This window comes from Flavobacterium sp. UMI-01 (genome assembly GCF_019656315.1).
In the GTDB taxonomy this organism is placed as follows: domain Bacteria; phylum Bacteroidota; class Bacteroidia; order Flavobacteriales; family Flavobacteriaceae; genus Flavobacterium.
In genome coordinates, this window is the sequence record NZ_BPLU01000067.1 from 361,054 (window position 1) to 379,969 (window position 18,916).

Consider the following 18,916-nt stretch of genomic DNA (forward strand, 5'->3'; position numbering starts at 1 on the left):
ATGGCGAATGTAAATATAACATCTGATGAGTGTGCATGGGCACGCTTTGAAGTTAAAATCTTAGGCCGTACCATCAAAGGATTACGTGGCTTTGGCTTCAAGAAGGAAGTGGAAAAAGAACACTTATACGGTGCGGGTGATGACGCTATCGACATCCAAAATGGGAATAAAAAGAACTCAGGAAGCATCAAGGTTTTAGGCTTTGAAGCCGATGCTATGAACAAAGCAGCTCGAGATGCTGGCTTTGATGATATTACTGATGTACCTCACGAAGCAATTGTGATTACTTGTGCTTACAAAAAACGTGCGACTGATCCTGTAAAAACATACATCGCCTCAGGTGTAGCCTTTACAGAAGCGGGTGTCGATATGGAGCAAAATGCCAAACATCGTGAAATTACTTTGCCATATTTGGCTATGAATGTAGTGTTGCCATAAATCCTCCCCCTTTCCCCCTCCTAAGGAGGGGGTGACTGGGTGGAATATTGAAACGAATTAAACAAAACGAAATACTTATACAACAAAATGAAAAAAAACACACAACCAGCAGGAAATTTGAACGCCATTTTCGCAAATAGAATTGCAAAGGAGGCAGAAAAAGCAAAACCAACAGCAGATACTTCAGACGCTAAAGCGGCATTTATTGCCCGATTTGGTCAAGAGCAGTTGGATAAATGGAAACAAGAACACGGCGGACGTGAATTAGTGTGCTTAAAAGTCGATAATGATATGGCGGTTTTGAGACCACCTACAGCCGATGACTTAGGTGATTATATGACGGCCATTGGAACGAACGGAATGAGCAAAGCCGTTGCCTTTATCATGCAACAATTATGGCTTGAAGGCGATCATCCATTGGTTGAAGACGAAGACAAGTTTATCGCGGTATTCCTTCAAATAAACAACATCTTGGAGGGGAAAAAAGCAGATTACTTTCGCTTTTAGTGAAAAAGGAATCAAGGATTGCCAAGAACAAAAAGCAGGCATTGATTATTTAATTGTTTTCGGTTCCATGAAGTTTGGGGCTAATGCCTTAAAAGAATGGGGTGACGAACTCTTTTTCTATCGTACCGGAATAGCTTTAGAATTAGCCAAAAAAGAACAAAACTAAAATGAATAATACGATTGAGTTTGTTTTACGAATGAAAGACATGATGAGTTCGAATATCACGAGAGTGGCTTCGAGCTCACAATCTGCATTTGGTAGAATGAGCCAACAGGCTGATAGAATGACGGGACGAAACCGCATTTTATCTATGAGTTTTAGTGAAATTCAAAATCGCATACGAGAGGTTGAAAACACGATTAGCCGTAGTACGATACCGAGCCAAATATCGGCCGCACGTCGAGAACTAGCCATGCTACAAAGACAAGCATCGAATCATGCGGGTAATGTTGGTGGAGGCTCTGGTTCAAATGGCATAGGTATAGGTGGTGTGGCTATCGGTTCTATGATTGGAGGTTTAGCGTTACGAGGTGTTACGTTGGCGGCAGGAGCTGTTACAGCAGGTGTGGGTGCAATGATTAGTAGGAGCATGCAAAAAGAGCAAGCCATTACAGGATTGACCACTTTCTTAGGAAAACAAGGAGCTACTGAAGCATACATGAACATCCGAAAAGATGCCGATGTGACGCCATTTGACACCGCATCACTCTTGGCTGTCAATAGAGCGTTAATTTCTACAAATCTTGGAGCAAAAGAAGCTCGTAAAGATACAATGAATTTAGCCAATGCTATTGCGGCAGTAGGCGGTGGTAACGATGAGTTACAACGAATGGCTTTCAATATGCAACAAATACGAAACCAAGGAAAAGCCACTGGTGTCGATATTAAGCAGTTTGCAATTGCTGGTATTAATATCTACGAAATGTTATCCAGATCTACAGGCAAGAGTATTGCTCAAGTCAAAGAGATGGAGGTGACTTACGAACAACTTTCAAAGTCTATGGCTATGGCCAACGCTAAAGGGGGTATTTATGAAGGGGCACTTGATGCGCAAAGCAAAACTAAAGCGGGTAAATGGTCAACAGTAAAAGATTTAGCGGGGAATGCTTTATCTGATATTGGTGACGCGTTTTCGCCCGTTATCATTAAGGTGTTGGATTTGGGTATCAAATTCGCAAATAGTGTAAGTTCTGGACTTGCTCAAGCACAACCTTATATCGATGCTTTTTCTAACCGCATTGGTAATGGAGTTGATTACATTATGGCTATTGTCAATGGTACAAGTGAGTGGCAGGGTTGGATAGAACGAGTAAATGAGGTGTTTTCAGGTATTTGGGCGCTAGTTGTTCAAATGGGTGGTAAAATTTGGCATCTAGTAGGTTCCATGATTGCATTCATTCAAAAAAGCGAAATTTTAAAAGATATATTCTCTTTTATTGGTGGGATTTTAACCTTTTATTTCACGCTGTTTAGTAGTGTTGTTGATTTGGTTTCTTGGGCGTGGGACAATGTATTTAGGCCAATACTTGAAGCTTTAGATAAAGCTTATAAGTGGATTAAAGGAACAAAAGATATTGAGGTAAAATCAACCAAAACACTCATTACACCTAAGCCTAAGAATGATGACCCTAAGAATTCACCTTTAGGAGCTGGTGGAGCCATGATGGCAACCAACAACGCATCAGGCAAAGCGGCGGGAGAAACTGTAGCGGGTGCGGGCCCTAAAGTGGTGAATATTCATGTAGGTAAGTTTTTTGACAATATTCAATTCACGACCATGAATGGTAAAGAATCGGCTCAGGAGCTAGAAAACATTGTCATGGAGACCTTGGCTAGGGTATTGTATAACGGTTCAAAATTAGTTTAACATGAGTACAAATACTGTTTTTGACTTATTAAAATTATACAAGACTTATTTTAATAATCAGCCTTATTTTGTTACGAATGACGAAAATAAGCCCTTGACTCAGGAGCCAGGTTATTCGGTTACAATGGAAAATCCGAGACCAAAAGGGTCTATTGATTATTCGAGCAAGAACATTGCTTTTAATAAAATAGGTGCTTACGGCCAAGATATTTGGTTTCCTATCGAATTATGGAAACAAGGCAAAAAGCTTATTGAAATTGAAGCTTGTACCGTTGGTGTCAATATGATGAAAGAAATCATACGCACACCAGTAAGCGAGCGAAAAGGAAAGGTGAAAGAATGCTTTGCTATTGATGACTACCGCTTCACGATTAAAGGATTTTTGATTGGTAAAAATAGAATAGTTCCAGAGGATCAAATATTACAATTAAAAGACTGGTTTGAAACAACTGAGCCTATCGAGTTGCATGGTGGTTATCCTGAAATATTCCTGGACGAAAGTTGTCGAGTGGCGGTAAGTGCTTTAGACTTTCCAGAGGTGCAAGGAAAAGCAGTTTGGATTCGTCCCTTTTCGATGATTGTTGAAACTGATTATATACAAGATTTAATTATACCATAGATGTTTTACTTAACGAGCGATATTACTATAGGCGACTACAAGAAGGTAAAACCTTCCAGAGTAACATGGCGAACGGATGTAAACAGTTTTACAGACACCTGTACTATTGAGTTGCCAAGGATCACTTACTTGAAAACAATTAAAACCGTGACTGAAGATAAGCAAGAACCAAACGAACGCAAGGAGTATGTTTTTAAGGAAAATGATAAAATAAGCATTCTGTTAGGTTATGACGGTAACAATGTAAAACGTTTTGAAGGTTTTATTAAGCGTGTCAATATGGGGATTCCTGTAAAGATAGAATGCGAAGGTTATAGTTATTTATTGTATGACGTCATATTTAATAAAAGCTATGCGAGTGTTACAGTTAAGCAATTATTAACTGATTTATGCGCAGGAACTGAAATTGTACTTTCGACTGATATGCCAAACATTCCATTGTCGAATGTTCGTTTTAAAAATGCAACTGGTATTCAGGTTTTAGAATGGTTGAAAAAAGAATGTCACTTAGCGGTGTACTTCAATTTTAACGAGCTGTATGTTGGAACACAGTTTGGTAAAAAAGGAAAAACTATTAAGCTTCGACTGGGTTGGAACACAGTTAAAGACGATGATTTTAAGAAAAGAATTGTTGATAAGAATGTTCGAATAGTGATCCAGGAGAAAGATGGAAAAGGTGAAGTAAAACGCACGAAATCTGACGCTGAAAAATACAGTACCGAAAAAGCATTGAAAATAAAGGCGGGAATTCCTGCCGATTTATTAAAACAAATAGCTAACCGCTTGCAGACTAAAAGCAACTATAACGGTTATGAGGGAAGTATAACCGCTTTCTTAGAACCAGCTGTCAAAAAAGGCGATGTTGCAGAAATTGATGGGTTTAAATATCCTGAAAAGTCAGGTAGTTTTTTTATTGAGAGTATAGACGGGGAATTTGGAACTCGTGGTGGTAGGCAAAAAATACAATTAGGATTTATAACAAGTAACTAAGATGGCAACTCCTGAACAAATAAGAGAAAAGTTGAAAGAGATGGCTAAAAATGATGGTCCCGCTGTGAGCAACATTGCAAAAGTGAAATCAGTTGATGAAACCAAAGCGACTTGTGTACTGGTTGATGAAGATGGTCAGGAGTTTTTTGATGTTCGTCTTCGTCCGGTTCTTTCGGATAAAAAGAGTTTTATCCTGGTACCGAAAGTTGGAAGCTATGTTTTGGCCGTTCGGGTGGAAGATGATGAGGACTGGATGGTGATTGCTGGTGACGAAATTGAAAAGGTTGGGTATTATGTAGGTGACTGCATTCTCGAAATAGATGCAACGGGTTTCCTTTTGCAAAAGGAAAACGAAACGCTCAAGAAGATCATGGTTGATTTGTTAGCAGCTATTAAGGCAATGAGTTTTACGCTTACAACACCCGATACTATTACAGGAACAACTACAGCAATGGTCAACTTGGTTCAATTTGAAGCATTGGAGCAAAGAGTGAATCAGTTTTTAAATTAGGTTTAAAACGAGTTTAAATGGGAGATTTATTATTAGATGATAATTTGGATTTGAAAATTGAGAATGGCGATTTTGTCGTTGGTGAAAGTACAGCTCAGCATCAAAAGTTATTGATTTTAGCAGATAAAACCGAATTTAAAGAGGTGCCAATGCGTGGCGTGGGTGCAAGACGTTTCCTTGAAGATAGCGACCCTAGTAATTTGGCACGAGAGATAAGAACTGAGTTTACCACTGACGGCATGACCGTAAACAAAATACAAATTGCAGATGACTTGACAATTCAGGTTGATGCTAATTATTAAGCAATGAAAGTAACAGCATTAATATTACAATCTTGGTTTGATATCGCCATTCGATACACAGGAAGCGCAACAAATGCTTTTGCTATTGCTTTTGACAATGGCTTTTCGGTTACGGATGATATCGCACCAGGACAAACTATTTTGATTAAGGATAGCATTCCCATTTCAAATAAAGAAGTATCCTTTTTCACCTCAAAAGAAATCATTCCCGCTACTGGAATAAATAGTATTGATTTAGAAATTATTAGCCCGCCTCTAGGAATAGGCGAAATGAGAATAGGTTCAACTTTTATAGTACGATAGTAATGGCAAGAACGATACAGGCGATACAAAATGAAATTTTTAGCAATATTACGGCAGATGAAAATTTGGCGGGGTTAACAACTACGAGCAAAACGGCTATATATCGTTTATTCGTTTTCATTGTTTCATTCTCAATATGGGTTTTAGAAAACTTATATGATACGCATAAAAACGAAGTAAACGACATTATTGAGGCAAAAATGCCGCACCGCCCGAGTTGGTACCGTACAAAGGCTTTAGCGTTTCAATATGGTTTTGATTTAATCCAGGACACGGACAAATACGACAATACTGGGTTTACAGATGAAGAAATTGAAGCTTCAAAAGTGATTAAATATTCGGCTGTTACAAAATCAGGAGGGCAATTGTATGTAAAGATTGCCACTGAAATTGATGGCGTTCTGACTCCCATTGAACCCGAGGTAAAAAATGCTTTTGTAGCGTATATGGATGAAATTGCGGATTGTGGCGTGAAGTATTTAGTGGTGAATCATCTTCCCGATATTTTGTTATTAAACATTCAAATTTATCGTGATCCTTTGGTTTTAGATGAAAATGGAATGAGTATTCTAAATGGTAACTATCCTGTAGAGGATGCCATTAGCGAATACATGAAGGAACTGCCATTCAACGGTGAGCTTGTTTTGGCTCATTTGGTTGATAAACTTCAAAAAGTAGAAGGAGTTACTATTCCGCATATTATTAATGCTGAATCGCAGGCTATAGATATCAACACAAATGAGTATCTCGATGCCGAACCAATTAATGTGAAAACAGTACCCGTAAGTGGCTATTTTACTATTCCAAATTTTGACAATATAAGTTATGTGGCATAAAGTAGATTATGATAAACTCGTTTTGCTGCTTTTGCCTACGTTCATGAGGCAGTCTAAACTCTTTGGGTATTTGAAAGCATTGGTTTCACCAATTGCGAGTTTGCATTATCAATGGTCAAGGCTGAGAGATGATAATCTAAAAAAGTTAAGCTACAATTCTCAAAAGTGTTATTTAAGAGGGGCTTTAAACGACAGGTACGACACGAATTTAAGGCGTATTTCAATTGAAACTACGGGTAATAAAGCTCAGGATTATATTTATACACCCGCAGAAAATTTACCCGTGTTTTTAGGCACAATGTGGATTGAACCCGAGTTTAACTATGTGGGAACTACAGTAGATTTTTTGGTCTATGTTCCCGCAGATGTAATGAACACAAAACTAAATGAAATCATGGCCACACTAGAATTTTATGTGTTGGCGGGCAAAAAATATCAAATCATTTCAACATGAATAAATTAGACGTAAATCAAGTAGGCGGCTTTCCTATGACAACCCGTATTTTGGACGAAATCCAAAAAGCCCATACCGTTTTTAATGGTCTTGGATCAGTAGCTGGTAACATGACTATTCTATCAGGCTGTAATGTAGCCGGTACCACAGTGAGTGACGGTGTGGTTTACGTGAATGGTGAAGTATTCGAATTCAGAGGCGGAAGTACACAAACCAAAGTAATCATTAAAGAAGATACTGAGGCACTAGTTTTTGAAAATAACGAATCCAAAACAGTTATTAGAACCCGTTATGTAACCTTTGGTACTGGTGTAGGCGCTATGAATTGGGCAGATTTTAAACGCCCCATTGAGACGAAAGCAATTCCAACGGATATTGTTACACGTCTTGAAACACTAGAAAAGAAAAACGCCGTGTTCCAAGCTGGAGGCGGTATGGTGCTATGGAACAAACCCGCTGCCGATATTCCTACGGGTTGGGCTGAGGTGGTGGACTGGCGTGGACGTATGCCTGTGGGGTTTGATGCTACTCAAACGGAATTTAATCTTATGGGTAAACCAGGAGGAGCTAAAAATAAAACGTTTTCCATTGCTGAACTGCCACAACACGATCACTTTATGTTTTCTAATGATACAGTAGATGCGGGAGTCGCAATTACAGCATCAAATTCGCCTGTAAAAGAGGGATATAATGCTGGTGGAGATGGAAACCAAAATTATCGAATTAGAAGTTCTAACAATACGCCCACTGTTGGTAAAACAAGCCAAAAAGGTAGTGGGCAAGAATTCTCCTTACTTAATCCATACAGAGTAGTGATGTTTATCGAATATGTAGGTTAGAAAAATAAATTATATGGCATTTAAAGATACAGTTAAAGAGTGGTTTAAAACGGGTTTAAAACCTACTCAGGCACAGTTTTATAGTAAATTCGATTTTCTACGCTGGAGAGACGAAAAAATACCTATTTCGGATATTGAGGAAATTGAAGGCATTCTAAACGAAAAAGCAGATGCTGAAGCGTTTAATAATCACGTTAATGGGGTAGATGCGCATGAAGCGCTCTTTGACGCAAAGCAAAACGCTAATGAAAAAGGCGAAGCCAATGGTTATGTACCTCTTGATGAACTCACCAAGATAGCAGCTATCTATTTGAATATCGTAAATGACTTGGTTACGGGTGGCTCTGATGCTTTGGCTAGTGCTGAGACGGTTAAAACGTTGAAAGCTCAAATCGATGCGATTAATGTATTGTTGACCTCAGACGATGTGAACTTAGACACCGTTCAGGAGATTGTGGACGCCATTAAAGAGGTAGAGACTTCGCTTGAAACGATCTTGGTGAACGACCTGACCACGGGCGGAACTACTAAGGCATTAACAGCTGAAATGGGGAAAACGTTGAAGGGGTTGATTGATGCGCTTACTGCGTTTGTAACAAACCATATGGCTGACCCTAACGCCCACTTGAGTTTGTTTAATGGCAAGGAAGATAAAACTCAAAAAGGAATTGCTAATGGTTACGCGCCATTGGACGCTACCGTCAAAATTGCAGCTCAATATTTAAATATTGTAAACGATTTAGTTACGGGAGGTACTTCGTCATTGCTTTCTGCGGAACAGGGAAAGCAATTAAAAGGGTTGATAGATACCTTGGTTAAAGGAACCTATCCTAATAATACTTCTGCATTAAACGATGGATTAGTAGAGGGTGACCTGTATCATTTGCCTATTGAAAATGACGTTTATGTTTTGGCAGTTGTAAAAGGGGTAACGTCTCAAAATAGCGCTATGCAATTAACTTTTTCAAATATTGAAGATGCTGCGTGGCTAGCTGATGTCACGGATTATAATAATGTAAGTCAATGGAACTCTTATTTTAATAGTCAAGGCAGTTTAGAATTTGATACAGTGGAAGTATTAGGAAATACAGCTGTTTTTACAGTATCATTAGTACCAGTAGATTCATATATATATCTGTATAACTTATACTTAACAGGGCTTGAATTAACAGGTGATTTTGATAATAACATAGTAGGAATGTCTATTCAAGATAATGAATTTACAACTTTTCCTGATACTATTTTTCCAGCTGGGCTAGTTGAACTTGACGCGGGAGGAAATGGAAATATTACGGAATTTGATCCTTCAAATCCATTTCCAAGTAGCTTGGAATCATTAGGGTTAAATAGCCTATCACTGAGTGTGTTTAACCCTACTATACCTCTTCCTTCTACATTGTCCTATATTAATCTTCAGGGTAATGATATTACGACTTCTTCCTGGAATAATGACACGGCTTGGATAAATAATTTGGGAAATGGCGGATCCATTTATACGGCGGGAAACACTAACACAATTGCTGGGACAAATTCAGAGTCATTACTATTGGCTAAAAGCTGGACTGTAAATACCTAAAAGTAATTCCTAATGGAGGTTAGGAAGTAAAAAAAAGTCCTCCAACATTTAAAAAAAACTCTCACATTCGTTTTAAACTGACACACCCAAGGTCGTTGGAGGACATAAGTCTTCTAATGGTCTTGGGTGTTTTAGTATGCGAATGTGAGAGGGACAAAAGTAAACTAAATTTATATATATGGCAAAGCAATTTTTGTACAAACAGCAATACGGAGTTATTGTTATTTGTAAAGATGAGGAAGAACAAAAAAAGGTGTTCGAAGAATTACAAAAAAAAGGACATAAACTTAAAGTGGTCACAACATGAAAATAACAATTGAAAACAACACGAAGGACTTTGACAGCTACCGTGCACAAAGAGTAAAGTCTTTGTTTAACGCCGAAAGTGGCGCAAACTGGAGACAAGAATTTAATATTGAAATTGACGATCTGGATTGGGGTATTGGGTTAATTGTGGGGACATCGGGTAGCGGCAAGACCTCACTAGGCCGTCAGTTCTTTGGCTCGGATAAGCTACACGACCTTTATAAGGGTTGGGACAATTCCAAGCCTATTATTGACTGCATATTGCCTGATGGCGATTTTAACACAACCACCGCTGCTTTATCGTCAGTGGGCTTGGGTGACGTTCCCAGCTGGTTACGCCCTTTTGGCGCCCTTTCAAACGGTCAGCAATTTAGAGCGGGATTAGCCAGACTGGTTTCTGAGGCTCCCGATGAATCGGTTGTTGATGAATTTACGTCCGTAATTGACCGACAGATTGCTAAAATTGGGGCTTTGGCTTTCGCTAAGAACTGGCGTAAAAACAAAGGCAAAAAAGTAGTTTTATTATCGTGTCACTATGATATTATTGAATGGCTTCAACCAGACTGGGTGTACGATGTGAACACCAAAGTATTAAAAAAAAAAGCGATATCGCCAACCGACCAAATATCAAGCTTGATATTTGGAAGGTCAACGGAACTTACTGGAAGTATTTTAAAGAGCATTATTATTTAGACCTTCCGCATCCACCCGCTGCTGAATATTTCGTTGGTGCGGTAAACGGCGAATTGGTGGCGCACGTTGCCGTTTGCCCTTTGTTTACCGCTACGGCTTACCGTGCCACTAGATTAGTAGTAATGCCCGAGTGGCAAGGTGCGGGCGTTGGAACCGCTTTTTTGAATGAAATAATGCAATATCATTTGGAAGGAAACGGGCGTTGCAGCCGAAAGTACCACACTTTTTTTCACACCTCACACCCCCAACTTTGTGGCTACCTGAGGCACTCTAATAAGTGGAATCAAACGGGAGCCATGCTGTACGGGTCAAACAAAACTCGTAGCAATGCAAGCATCGTTAAAACGGGCAAAAAAGGAAGCATTACGGGCTGTGGCTATGGCGGCCACTTTAGGGCAATACAAAGTTTTAAATATTTAGGAAAATGAAGAAATTAAGAGTTTTTATAAGTGGGCAAAAGTATTTTGGGGAGTTGGTTCTCAACTTGTGTAACAATATGCCTTTTGTCGAAATTGTGGGCGTTTGTGCGCCACTAGATGATAAGTATATTACTAAAACCGCCCGCATTTTTAATATTCCCGTAATTCCTGCGGGTACATTAAACGCCGATACTATACCTGATAATGTGGACGTGGGTATTACGGCTCACTCCTTTGATTATATTGGTACACGCACAAGATATAAGGCTAAAATTGGCTGGATAGGATACCATCCTAGCCTATTACCAAGGCACCGCGGCCGCTCATCTATTGAGTGGGCGGTGCGTATGCGTGATGCCGTTACAGGCGGCACAGTCTTTTGGCTTAATAGCGGGATTGATCGTGGGGATATTGCATACCAAGACATTTGTTTTATTGATCCAAAATTATACGGTATGGAACCTAAGAAGGCGGCAAAGATACTATGGGAGCATCATTTGCAGGGCTTAGGGCTTACTCTAATCCAGAAAGCCTTAACCGATATTAATAACGGGATTATTATAAAGAAACCACAGCATAAGGAGTTTAGCACGTTTGAGCCTAGTACAGACGTCAAGGATGTATTTAAGCCTGATTTGCTTATGTTAGAGCGTTACGCCTCAAAAAGCAGCTAAAAAAGCGCCTTTTGGGGCTTTTTAAATATTGTTTAAATACTGTTTAAATAGTAAGGGAAAGGCCAGTACTTTGTAGATTGACTTTTATTATATTTACTAAAAAGATGTACATTTCATTTTATATTTGTGTACATTTTAATTTTTCGATTATAAAATACAAAAAAATACTATGCATACATACCATTTCAAAAGTGTTAAGTAAAAGTTAATTATTAGTACTATGTAATACAAGATACTATTTTTAATATGTATATTTGTATAGTACATTACCAAATTGAATAATCAACTGACAACCATACAAAAAAATTCTATACTTATGGAAACGCTCACAACATCTGAAAAAAACACTGCCGCTTTCACGCATCTTAGTTGCTTAACACAATATTTCATTCCGTTTGGTAATTACATCTTCCCCACCGTTATATGGTTATCAAAAAAAGGAATTTCACCTTTTACTGATTACAATGGGAAACAAGTTTTAAATTTCCAATTAAGCTTATTGCTTTATTTAATAGTATTAACTGTCATTGCTGGTCCAATTTTTTTAATTACAATTTTTCAAAATTTCAATTTTTCAGCTCATTTTAACAGTCGTGATTTTTTCATAGAACAATTAAGTTTTGACACGCACCAGCCGTTACTTACTATCGGAATTGTAGCGGTACTTTTTATAATTCTACTAAAAGTAATCGAGTTTTTCTTAATTATTTATGCCACCATCAAAACAGCAAATGGAGAGTATTACAAATACCCTTTTACCATTTCTTTCCTCAAATAACCAAACTGAAAAAACCACTTAGTTAACGAAAATAGAATTTCTTAAAAAAAATAATAATGACTATTGAAAACACAAAAGCCCAGATGCGAAAAGGTGTTCTCGAGTTTTGTATTTTATCTGTTTTAAAAGAGAAAGATGCTTATACTTCTGAAATTTTGGACACTTTGAAAAACGCCAAACTATTGGTAGTAGAAGGCACCATATACCCTTTACTCACACGATTAAAAAACGATGGACTTCTTCATTACCGATGGGAAGAATCCACTTCAGGACCACCCAGAAAATACTATGGACTTACTGATGAAGGTCAGTATTTTTTGAATGAATTAAACAACACTTGGACCGAACTCTCCAATGCTGTAAACCTTATCACCAACAAACAATAACGACATGAACAAAACGGTAAACATAAATTTAGGTGGTTTCCTTTTTCACATTGATGAAGATGCCTACCAAAAACTAAATCGCTATTTTGAGGCCATCAAACGTTCTTTAAATCACAGTGAAGGACAGGATGAAATTATTAAAGATATTGAGTTTCGAATTGCTGAACTATTTCAGGAGCGCCAAATAAACAACAAACAAATCATAGGATTAGAAGATGTTGACACCATAATTAGTGTCATGGGACAACCTGAAGATTACATCATTGAAGATGATTTTGCGCCTAGTCGTACTACTCCACTAGATGCAACAATAGGGTCAAAAAAATTATATCGTGACACAGAAAACAATTTAATTGGCGGAGTTGCCTCAGGTTTAAGTTATTATTTTGGAATTGACGTTGTTTGGATTCGGGTGCTACTAACACTACTTGTAATTGGGGCTTTCGGAATTGGAATTATTGCCTACATCATCTTATGGGTGGTAACTCCTGTAGCCAAAACCACCTCTGAAAAACTAGAAATGAAAGGCGAACCCGTAACCATTTCGAATATTGAGAAAAAAGTTAAAGAAGAATTTGAAACTGTTTCCCAAAAACTAAAAAATGTTGATTACGATAAATTTGGAAATCAAATAAAAAAAACGTCCGAAAAGGTAGGAACCAATCTAAGTAGCTTTATACTAGCAATTTTCCAGGTTTTTGCGAAGATTTTGGGTATCTTATTAATTATCATAGGCATCAGCACCATTCTAGCCTTACTGGTAGGAGTATTTACATTAGGAACTAATTTTTTTATTGAATTTCCTTGGCAAGGATTAATTGAAGCCCAAAATTTCACCGACTATCCGCTTTGGTCTTTTGGTATTTTACTATTCTTGACAGCAGGAATACCATTCTTTTTCTTGACGTTGTTAGGTTTCAAATTATTAGCTCCACAAAAAAAATCAATTGGAAACATTACAAAATATACGTTAATCGCCATTTGGATTTTAGCTCTAGCTATAGCCATTTCGATTGGAATTAAACAATTATCGGTTTTTACTAACGAAGGTAGGGTTATCCAAAAAGACCAACTCACCCTGCAACCATCGGATACGCTTTTGATAAAATTCAAATACAATTCCTTTTACACAAATGACATTCACAATTACACTAATTTTAAAATCACACAAGACAGCTCAAACACTTCTGTAATTTATTCAAATGCCGTTCAATTCAAAATTAAAAACACTGATGAGAATCAAGCTTACATTCAAGTTGAAAAAATAGCCAAAGGAAAGAATCCTATCGAAGCAAAAGAAAATGCCGAAAGGATTCAGTTTCATTATAACATCGAAGGCAATCAACTTCTGTTTGATAATTATTGGCTAACAGAATTAAAAAACAAATTCAGAAATCAACAAGTAAAAATCAATATCTTTCTACCCAAAGAAACACTTTTCAAAATAGACCAAAGCGCCAGAACACACAACTATTCCGATGAAGATTATTTTAATTACCAATACAATACAGATGCCTATCTTTATAAAGTAACACCTTCCACTGTGCTTTGCTTAAACTGTCCCGAAGATGAAAATAATGAAGAAGAAGATATGCTTGAAAACACCTCAATAACCATTAATAAAAACGGCATCATTATCGACCAAGATACTCTAATCACATCAAAAAAAGAGAAAGGAATTATTATTAAAACAAAATAAAAATTGAGTAATAGCTAATCCCAAACCCCAATGATTTCCTAAATAATATTAAAATCATCTACCCAAAGTGGATGATTTTTTTATATTTGTACAGACCCATATTTTATTCCAATGAAAAAGACACTCCCTATTTTACTTTTTATAATTTGCCACACGCTAACTTTTGCACAAGACAAAGCTCGTATCAAAGGCTCAAAAACCGTTGTTACGGCATTAAAAAATCTTAGTACTTTTAAAACAATTGAAGTCAGTAGCAATCTCGAAGTATTTTTAGAAAAAGGAGAAATTCCTGCTCTAAAAATCGACGCTGATGAAAATCTTCACCCTATTATTAACATTATCATCAAAGATAGCACACTGTACCTTAACACAACCAAATCTGCGTATCGATTCAAAAAATTAGCATTGTATGTTACCTACACCAATGATTTAGACTTAATTATTGCTAAAGAGCAAGCTATCGTGAATGCTATTCAAGAAATTCAAAAGCCTAAAATCACTCTAAAAGCTTTCCAAGATGCCCAATTATTTATTAATGCAAACACCAACGATTTTATTTTAGAGGCCAATGACAAGACAAAAACCGAACTCAATTTAAAATCTGAAAAAGGAAAAGTGGTATTAAGCCAAAACGCATCCTTAAAAACATTGGTAAAAACAGAAGAATTTGTTTGTGATATGTATCAAAAATCAGAAGCTCGAATTGAAGGAAATAGTACTGAAGCCGCACTAAGACTTGACAATAATGCACGTCTTACTGGAAACAAATTCACTATCAAAAATGTGAAACTAACCGCTGAAAGCAATTCGAATTGCAGCATTAATGCCGAAGATTCAATAGCCATTAACACGAATGGCAAATCAGAAATCCAATTATTAGGCAAACCAAAAATTGAAATTATAAATTTTGCCGATGAAGCTAAACTGTTGAAAAAAGTGAAATAATTTTTTTTAAGGATATAAAAAAAAGAGACTTAATAAAAAAATTAAGTCTCTTTTTTGTATTGTTAATTTACAACAAACTACTCTTTAGCAGCCAAATAACGTTCTGCATCAAGCGCAGCCATACATCCTGTACCTGCAGCAGTAATCGCCTGACGGTACACATGATCAGCAGCATCACCAGAAACAAATACACCTGGCACATTCGTTTTTGAAGAACCTGGTGTATTTACAATATATCCTGTTTCATCAAGTGTAATATAATCTTTAAAGATATCTGTATTTGGTTTATGTCCAATGGCTACAAAAAATCCAGTTGCTTCAATATCAAAAACCTCTCCAGTTGTTTTATTTTTTGCACGAACACCTGTCACTACTTGCTCATCACCTAAAACCTCAACAGTATCATGATTCATCAAAATCGTGATGTTTTCAGTTTTACGTACTCGCTCTTCCATAATTTTTGACGCTCTAAACTTGTCACTACGCACCAACATCGTTACTTTTTTACAAAGTTTAGACAAATAATGCGCCTCTTCACAAGCAGAATCTCCTGCTCCAACAATGACTACCTCTTGATTTCTGTAAAAGAAACCATCACAAACCGCACAAGCCGAAACACCACCACCCATTTTTAAGTAATGTTGCTCTGAAGGCAATCCTAAATATTTAGCAGATGCTCCTGTAGAAATAATTACCGTCTCACAATGTAATTCGATTGTATCATTGATCCAAACTTTATGAATAGAACCAGAAAAATCTACTTTGGTTGCCCAACCATCGCGTATATCTGCCCCAAAACGTTCCGCTTGTTTTTGTAACTGAACCATCATTTCTGGTCCTGTAACGCCATCAACATAACCAGGAAAATTCTCCACTTCATTTGTAGTTGTCAATTGTCCACCTGGTTGCATTCCTTGGTACAAAACGGGATTCATATTAGCTCTCGCGGCATATATAGCAGCCGTATAACCTGCAGGTCCAGAACCTATAATAAGGCATTTTATTTTTTCGATTGTATCTGACATAATTATTCGTTTTTTATTTTATAGCAACGCAAAAGTAAGTTTTTATTATTGTAAAATTAAATTAGAACTATCAGTTTTTGTTATCTTAACATAACAATTCCCCATCCTAACATGACGGCCATAATAAAAAAAACCTGTCAATCGTGAGATAAACAGGTTTCATGAAGTTGTTTTCAGTTGTCGGGGTGGCAGGATTCGAACCTGCGGCCTCCTGCTCCCAAAGCAGGCGCGATAACCGGGCTACGCTACACCCCGTAACGCGGGTGCAAATATACAACTATTTTTTGTTTGCACAAGTTATTTTCAAAAAGAAAGACATTCGTGATTATAAAACATCCCAAATAAGGCCTAAGGGTACAAAAACAAACCAGATTTAAAATAAGATTCACACGAATGAGTCACCAAATCAAGGATTAACAAATGTTAACAAATTAGATTTTTAGAAACCATAATAAATTGTATTTTTACCGTTCAAAATTTAGACAAAATAAATGGGCAAAATCATTGCGATTGCTAATCAAAAAGGAGGCGTTGGAAAAACAACAACGTCAGTAAATCTGGCTGCTTCCTTAGGCGTTTTAGAGAAAAAAGTTTTACTTATTGATGCTGATCCTCAAGCCAATGCCAGCTCTGGTGTTGGGATTGACGTGGAGAGTGTGGAAATTGGTACCTACCAAATTTTAGAACACAGTCACACCCCTTCCGAAGCCGTTTTAAAATGTACTGCTCCTAATGTGGATGTTATACCTGCTCACATTGACCTTGTTGCCATCGAAATCGAATTGGTTGACAAAGAAAACAGAGAATACATGCTTAAAAAAGCGTTGGAAAGTGTAAAAGACAATTATGATTATATCATTATTGACTGTGCGCCATCATTAGGACTACTTACGCTGAATGCCCTTACAGCGGCCGATTCAGTAATCATCCCCATCCAATGTGAATATTTTGCATTAGAAGGATTAGGAAAATTACTTAACACTATAAAAAGCATCCAAAAAATCCACAATCCTGAATTAGATATTGAAGGATTATTATTGACGATGTACGACTCTAGGCTTCGTTTGTCTAACCAAGTGGTTGAAGAAGTTCAAAAACACTTTAACGATATGGTTTTTGAAACCATAATACAACGAAATGTCAAATTAAGCGAAGCACCAAGTTTTGGGGAAAGTATTATCAACTATGATGCAACCAGCAAAGGAGCGACCAATTATTTGCATCTAGCAGAAGAAGTAATTAAGAAAAACAGTAACTAATTTTATGGCCAAAGCAATAAAAAAACAAGCCCTAGGAAGAGGCTTATCTGCCTTATTAAAGGATCCAGAAAACGACATCACTTCAGCAAATGATAAAAATGCTGACAAAGTTGTTGGGAATATTATTGAGCTTGAAATTGATGCCATAGAAATCAACCCTTTTCAGCCTAGAAGTAATTTTAACGAAGAAGCGCTGAAAGAATTAGCTGTTTCTATCAAAGAGTTAGGAGTAATCCAGCCTATAACGGTTAGAAAATTAGAGTTCAATAAATACCAATTAATTTCAGGAGAAAGACGTTTACGAGCTTCCTCCCTTGTGGGATTAAAGACCATCCCTGCTTATATTCGTATTGCTGATGATAATGAGTCATTGGTGATGGCATTGGTAGAAAACATTCAACGTCATGATTTAGATCCAATTGAAATCGCTCTTTCTTACCAACGTTTGATTGACGAGATTCAATTGACACAAGAACAAATGAGTGATCGTGTAGGGAAAAAACGTTCTACAATTGCCAATTATTTACGCCTCTTAAAACTAGACCCTATCATTCAAACAGGAATCCGAGATGGTTTCATCAGTATGGGGCATGGTCGCGCTATCATCAATATAGAAGACCAAGAGGTGCAAACTGATATTTATCAAAAAATCGTAAGTCAAAACCTTTCTGTTAGAGATACCGAAGCCTTAGTGAAAAACTATCACGAAAGCTTAAAACCTAAACCTGTTTCCAAAACAAAATCATCATCATTTGAAATTAGTGAAGACCAAAAAAGGGCTTTTACCAATTATTTTGGAAATCTTGTGGATGTAAAAGTGGCTAGTAATGGAAAAGGGAAAATCACGATTCCTTTTAAATCCGAAGAAGATTTTAAACGAATTATTGAATTAATCAAAGGATAGTGCATAAAATTGTTTCCATAAGCGTCTTTTTTTTTGTGCTAGCAACCACTTTTGCTTATGCTCAAAACAATGAAAAAACAACCACTACCATCAGTTCAAAAGAGGTAATCAAATCGAATGATATTGACCCTTTGACTCCTGCCAAAGCCGCTTTTTATTCAGCAGTTTTACCTGGTTTAGGACAGGCGTACAATAAAAAATACTGGAAAATCCCTTTGGTGTATGGCGCTATAGGAACAAGTATGTATTTTTATTTAGACAGTCAAAAAAAATACAACTCATTTCGAAATGCTTACAAACGAAGGCTGGAGGGTTTTACCGATGACAAATACAGTTATCTCGATGACAGCCGACTGATTGCTGGACAAAAATTCTACCAACGTAACCGAGATTTATCTTCCTTATTTGTGGTAGGATTTTATATCCTCAATATTATTGATGCCAATGTCGATGCGGCCTTAATACAATTCAACGTCAACGAAAATTTATCCGTTAAGCCCAATTTACAACAAAACGAGCTAACCGCTAAAACCAATTTGGGACTAACACTGAATTATACTTTTTAAAACAAATACAAAATATAAA

General features: G+C 37.1%; 24 protein-coding genes and 1 tRNA gene. 23 read left to right on the top strand and 2 right to left on the bottom strand.

Annotated features, from left to right (window positions below):
- The 20 genes from K5R64_RS15510 (at window position 1) to K5R64_RS15595 (ending at window position 15,143) form a co-directional block, all read left to right on the top strand.
- On the top strand, window positions 1–438 hold the full coding sequence (locus K5R64_RS15510) for a hypothetical protein (protein ID WP_220764730.1): 438 nt from the start codon (window positions 1–3) through the stop codon (window positions 436–438).
- Between the two features lie 87 nt (window positions 439–525).
- Window positions 526–945 carry a hypothetical protein gene (locus K5R64_RS15515; RefSeq protein WP_220764731.1) on the top strand — a complete coding sequence of 140 codons (420 nt, stop codon included), beginning with the start codon at window positions 526–528 and terminating at the stop codon, window positions 943–945.
- Between the two features lie 167 nt (window positions 946–1,112).
- On the top strand, window positions 1,113–2,813 hold the full coding sequence (locus tag K5R64_RS15520) for a tape measure protein (protein WP_220764732.1): 1,701 nt from the start codon (window positions 1,113–1,115) through the stop codon (window positions 2,811–2,813).
- 1 nt (window position 2,814) lies between these two features.
- Complete coding sequence (locus K5R64_RS15525; protein ID WP_220764733.1) at window positions 2,815–3,432, top strand: DUF6046 domain-containing protein; 618 nt, start codon at window positions 2,815–2,817, stop codon at window positions 3,430–3,432.
- Window positions 3,433–4,422: a hypothetical protein gene (locus tag K5R64_RS15530; protein ID WP_220764735.1), complete on the top strand. Its 990-nt coding sequence runs from the start codon at window positions 3,433–3,435 to the stop codon at window positions 4,420–4,422. It abuts the gene before it with no gap.
- 1 nt (window position 4,423) lies between these two features.
- The gene (locus tag K5R64_RS15535; protein WP_220764737.1) at window positions 4,424–4,933 is read left to right on the top strand and encodes a hypothetical protein; all 510 of its coding nucleotides are present in this window, start codon (window positions 4,424–4,426) and stop codon (window positions 4,931–4,933) included.
- A 17-nt stretch (window positions 4,934–4,950) separates the two neighbouring features.
- On the top strand, window positions 4,951–5,235 hold the full coding sequence (locus tag K5R64_RS15540; protein WP_220764739.1) for a hypothetical protein: 285 nt from the start codon (window positions 4,951–4,953) through the stop codon (window positions 5,233–5,235).
- Window positions 5,236–5,238: 3 nt separating this feature from the next.
- Window positions 5,239–5,538 carry a hypothetical protein gene (locus tag K5R64_RS15545; RefSeq protein ID WP_220764741.1) on the top strand — a complete coding sequence of 100 codons (300 nt, stop codon included), beginning with the start codon at window positions 5,239–5,241 and terminating at the stop codon, window positions 5,536–5,538.
- 2 nt (window positions 5,539–5,540) lie between these two features.
- Entirely contained in the window at window positions 5,541–6,374 is an 834-nt protein-coding gene (locus K5R64_RS15550; protein WP_220764743.1) for a nucleotidyltransferase, read from the top strand.
- Entirely contained in the window at window positions 6,364–6,828 is a 465-nt protein-coding gene (locus K5R64_RS15555) for a hypothetical protein (protein ID WP_220764744.1), read from the top strand. Before K5R64_RS15550 ends, K5R64_RS15555 begins: the two co-directional genes overlap by 11 nt.
- Window positions 6,825–7,667: a hypothetical protein gene (locus tag K5R64_RS15560; RefSeq protein ID WP_220764745.1), complete on the top strand. Its 843-nt coding sequence runs from the start codon at window positions 6,825–6,827 to the stop codon at window positions 7,665–7,667. The genes K5R64_RS15555 and K5R64_RS15560 overlap by 4 nt, the downstream gene beginning before the upstream one ends.
- 13 nt (window positions 7,668–7,680) lie before the next feature.
- A complete protein-coding gene (locus tag K5R64_RS15565; protein WP_220764746.1) occupies window positions 7,681–9,243 on the top strand; it encodes a hypothetical protein in 1,563 nt (520 codons plus the stop codon).
- A gap of 178 nt (window positions 9,244–9,421) precedes the next feature.
- Window positions 9,422–9,550 carry a hypothetical protein gene (locus K5R64_RS17265; RefSeq protein WP_255580388.1) on the top strand — a complete coding sequence of 43 codons (129 nt, stop codon included), beginning with the start codon at window positions 9,422–9,424 and terminating at the stop codon, window positions 9,548–9,550.
- Window positions 9,547–10,242 (top strand): hypothetical protein, encoded by a 696-nt coding sequence (locus tag K5R64_RS17270; RefSeq protein ID WP_255580400.1) that lies wholly within the window; start codon window positions 9,547–9,549, stop codon window positions 10,240–10,242. Before K5R64_RS17265 ends, K5R64_RS17270 begins: the two co-directional genes overlap by 4 nt.
- Window positions 10,188–10,670, top strand: coding sequence for a GNAT family N-acetyltransferase (locus tag K5R64_RS15570; protein WP_255580406.1), 483 nt, complete (start codon window positions 10,188–10,190; stop codon window positions 10,668–10,670). The genes K5R64_RS17270 and K5R64_RS15570 overlap by 55 nt, the downstream gene beginning before the upstream one ends.
- Window positions 10,667–11,335: a formyltransferase family protein gene (locus K5R64_RS15575; protein ID WP_220764748.1), complete on the top strand. Its 669-nt coding sequence runs from the start codon at window positions 10,667–10,669 to the stop codon at window positions 11,333–11,335. Before K5R64_RS15570 ends, K5R64_RS15575 begins: the two co-directional genes overlap by 4 nt.
- A 316-nt stretch (window positions 11,336–11,651) precedes the next feature.
- A complete protein-coding gene (locus K5R64_RS15580) occupies window positions 11,652–12,113 on the top strand; it encodes a DUF4870 domain-containing protein (RefSeq protein ID WP_220764749.1) in 462 nt (153 codons plus the stop codon).
- A 56-nt stretch (window positions 12,114–12,169) separates the two neighbouring features.
- Window positions 12,170–12,499 carry a PadR family transcriptional regulator gene (locus K5R64_RS15585; protein WP_220764750.1) on the top strand — a complete coding sequence of 110 codons (330 nt, stop codon included), beginning with the start codon at window positions 12,170–12,172 and terminating at the stop codon, window positions 12,497–12,499.
- Window positions 12,500–12,503: 4 nt separating this feature from the next.
- Window positions 12,504–14,198 (top strand): PspC domain-containing protein, encoded by a 1,695-nt coding sequence (locus tag K5R64_RS15590; protein WP_220764751.1) that lies wholly within the window; start codon window positions 12,504–12,506, stop codon window positions 14,196–14,198.
- A gap of 111 nt (window positions 14,199–14,309) precedes the next feature.
- Window positions 14,310–15,143, top strand: a complete 834-nt coding sequence (locus K5R64_RS15595; RefSeq protein ID WP_220764752.1) for a GIN domain-containing protein — start codon at window positions 14,310–14,312, stop codon at window positions 15,141–15,143.
- 77 nt (window positions 15,144–15,220) lie between these two features.
- Here K5R64_RS15595 and trxB read toward each other — a convergent pair whose 3' ends face one another.
- Together trxB and K5R64_RS15605 are read right to left on the bottom strand one after the other, a co-directional pair.
- Entirely contained in the window at window positions 15,221–16,168 is a 948-nt protein-coding gene (gene trxB, locus K5R64_RS15600) for a thioredoxin-disulfide reductase (RefSeq protein ID WP_220764753.1), read from the bottom strand.
- A gap of 180 nt (window positions 16,169–16,348) precedes the next feature.
- Window positions 16,349–16,423: transfer RNA gene (locus K5R64_RS15605), tRNA-Pro, on the bottom strand.
- Between the two features lie 236 nt (window positions 16,424–16,659).
- Here K5R64_RS15605 and K5R64_RS15610 point away from each other — a divergent pair.
- Genes K5R64_RS15610 through K5R64_RS15620 form a run of 3 tightly spaced genes read left to right on the top strand, consistent with a single transcriptional unit; the run spans window position 16,660 to window position 18,897 of the window.
- The gene (locus tag K5R64_RS15610) at window positions 16,660–17,427 is read left to right on the top strand and encodes a ParA family protein (protein ID WP_220764754.1); all 768 of its coding nucleotides are present in this window, start codon (window positions 16,660–16,662) and stop codon (window positions 17,425–17,427) included.
- A 4-nt stretch (window positions 17,428–17,431) separates the two neighbouring features.
- The gene (locus K5R64_RS15615) at window positions 17,432–18,331 is read left to right on the top strand and encodes a ParB/RepB/Spo0J family partition protein (RefSeq protein WP_220764755.1); all 900 of its coding nucleotides are present in this window, start codon (window positions 17,432–17,434) and stop codon (window positions 18,329–18,331) included.
- A gap of 35 nt (window positions 18,332–18,366) precedes the next feature.
- A complete protein-coding gene (locus K5R64_RS15620; RefSeq protein WP_255580401.1) occupies window positions 18,367–18,897 on the top strand; it encodes a DUF5683 domain-containing protein in 531 nt (176 codons plus the stop codon).
- Window positions 18,898–18,916 lie beyond the last annotated feature (19 nt).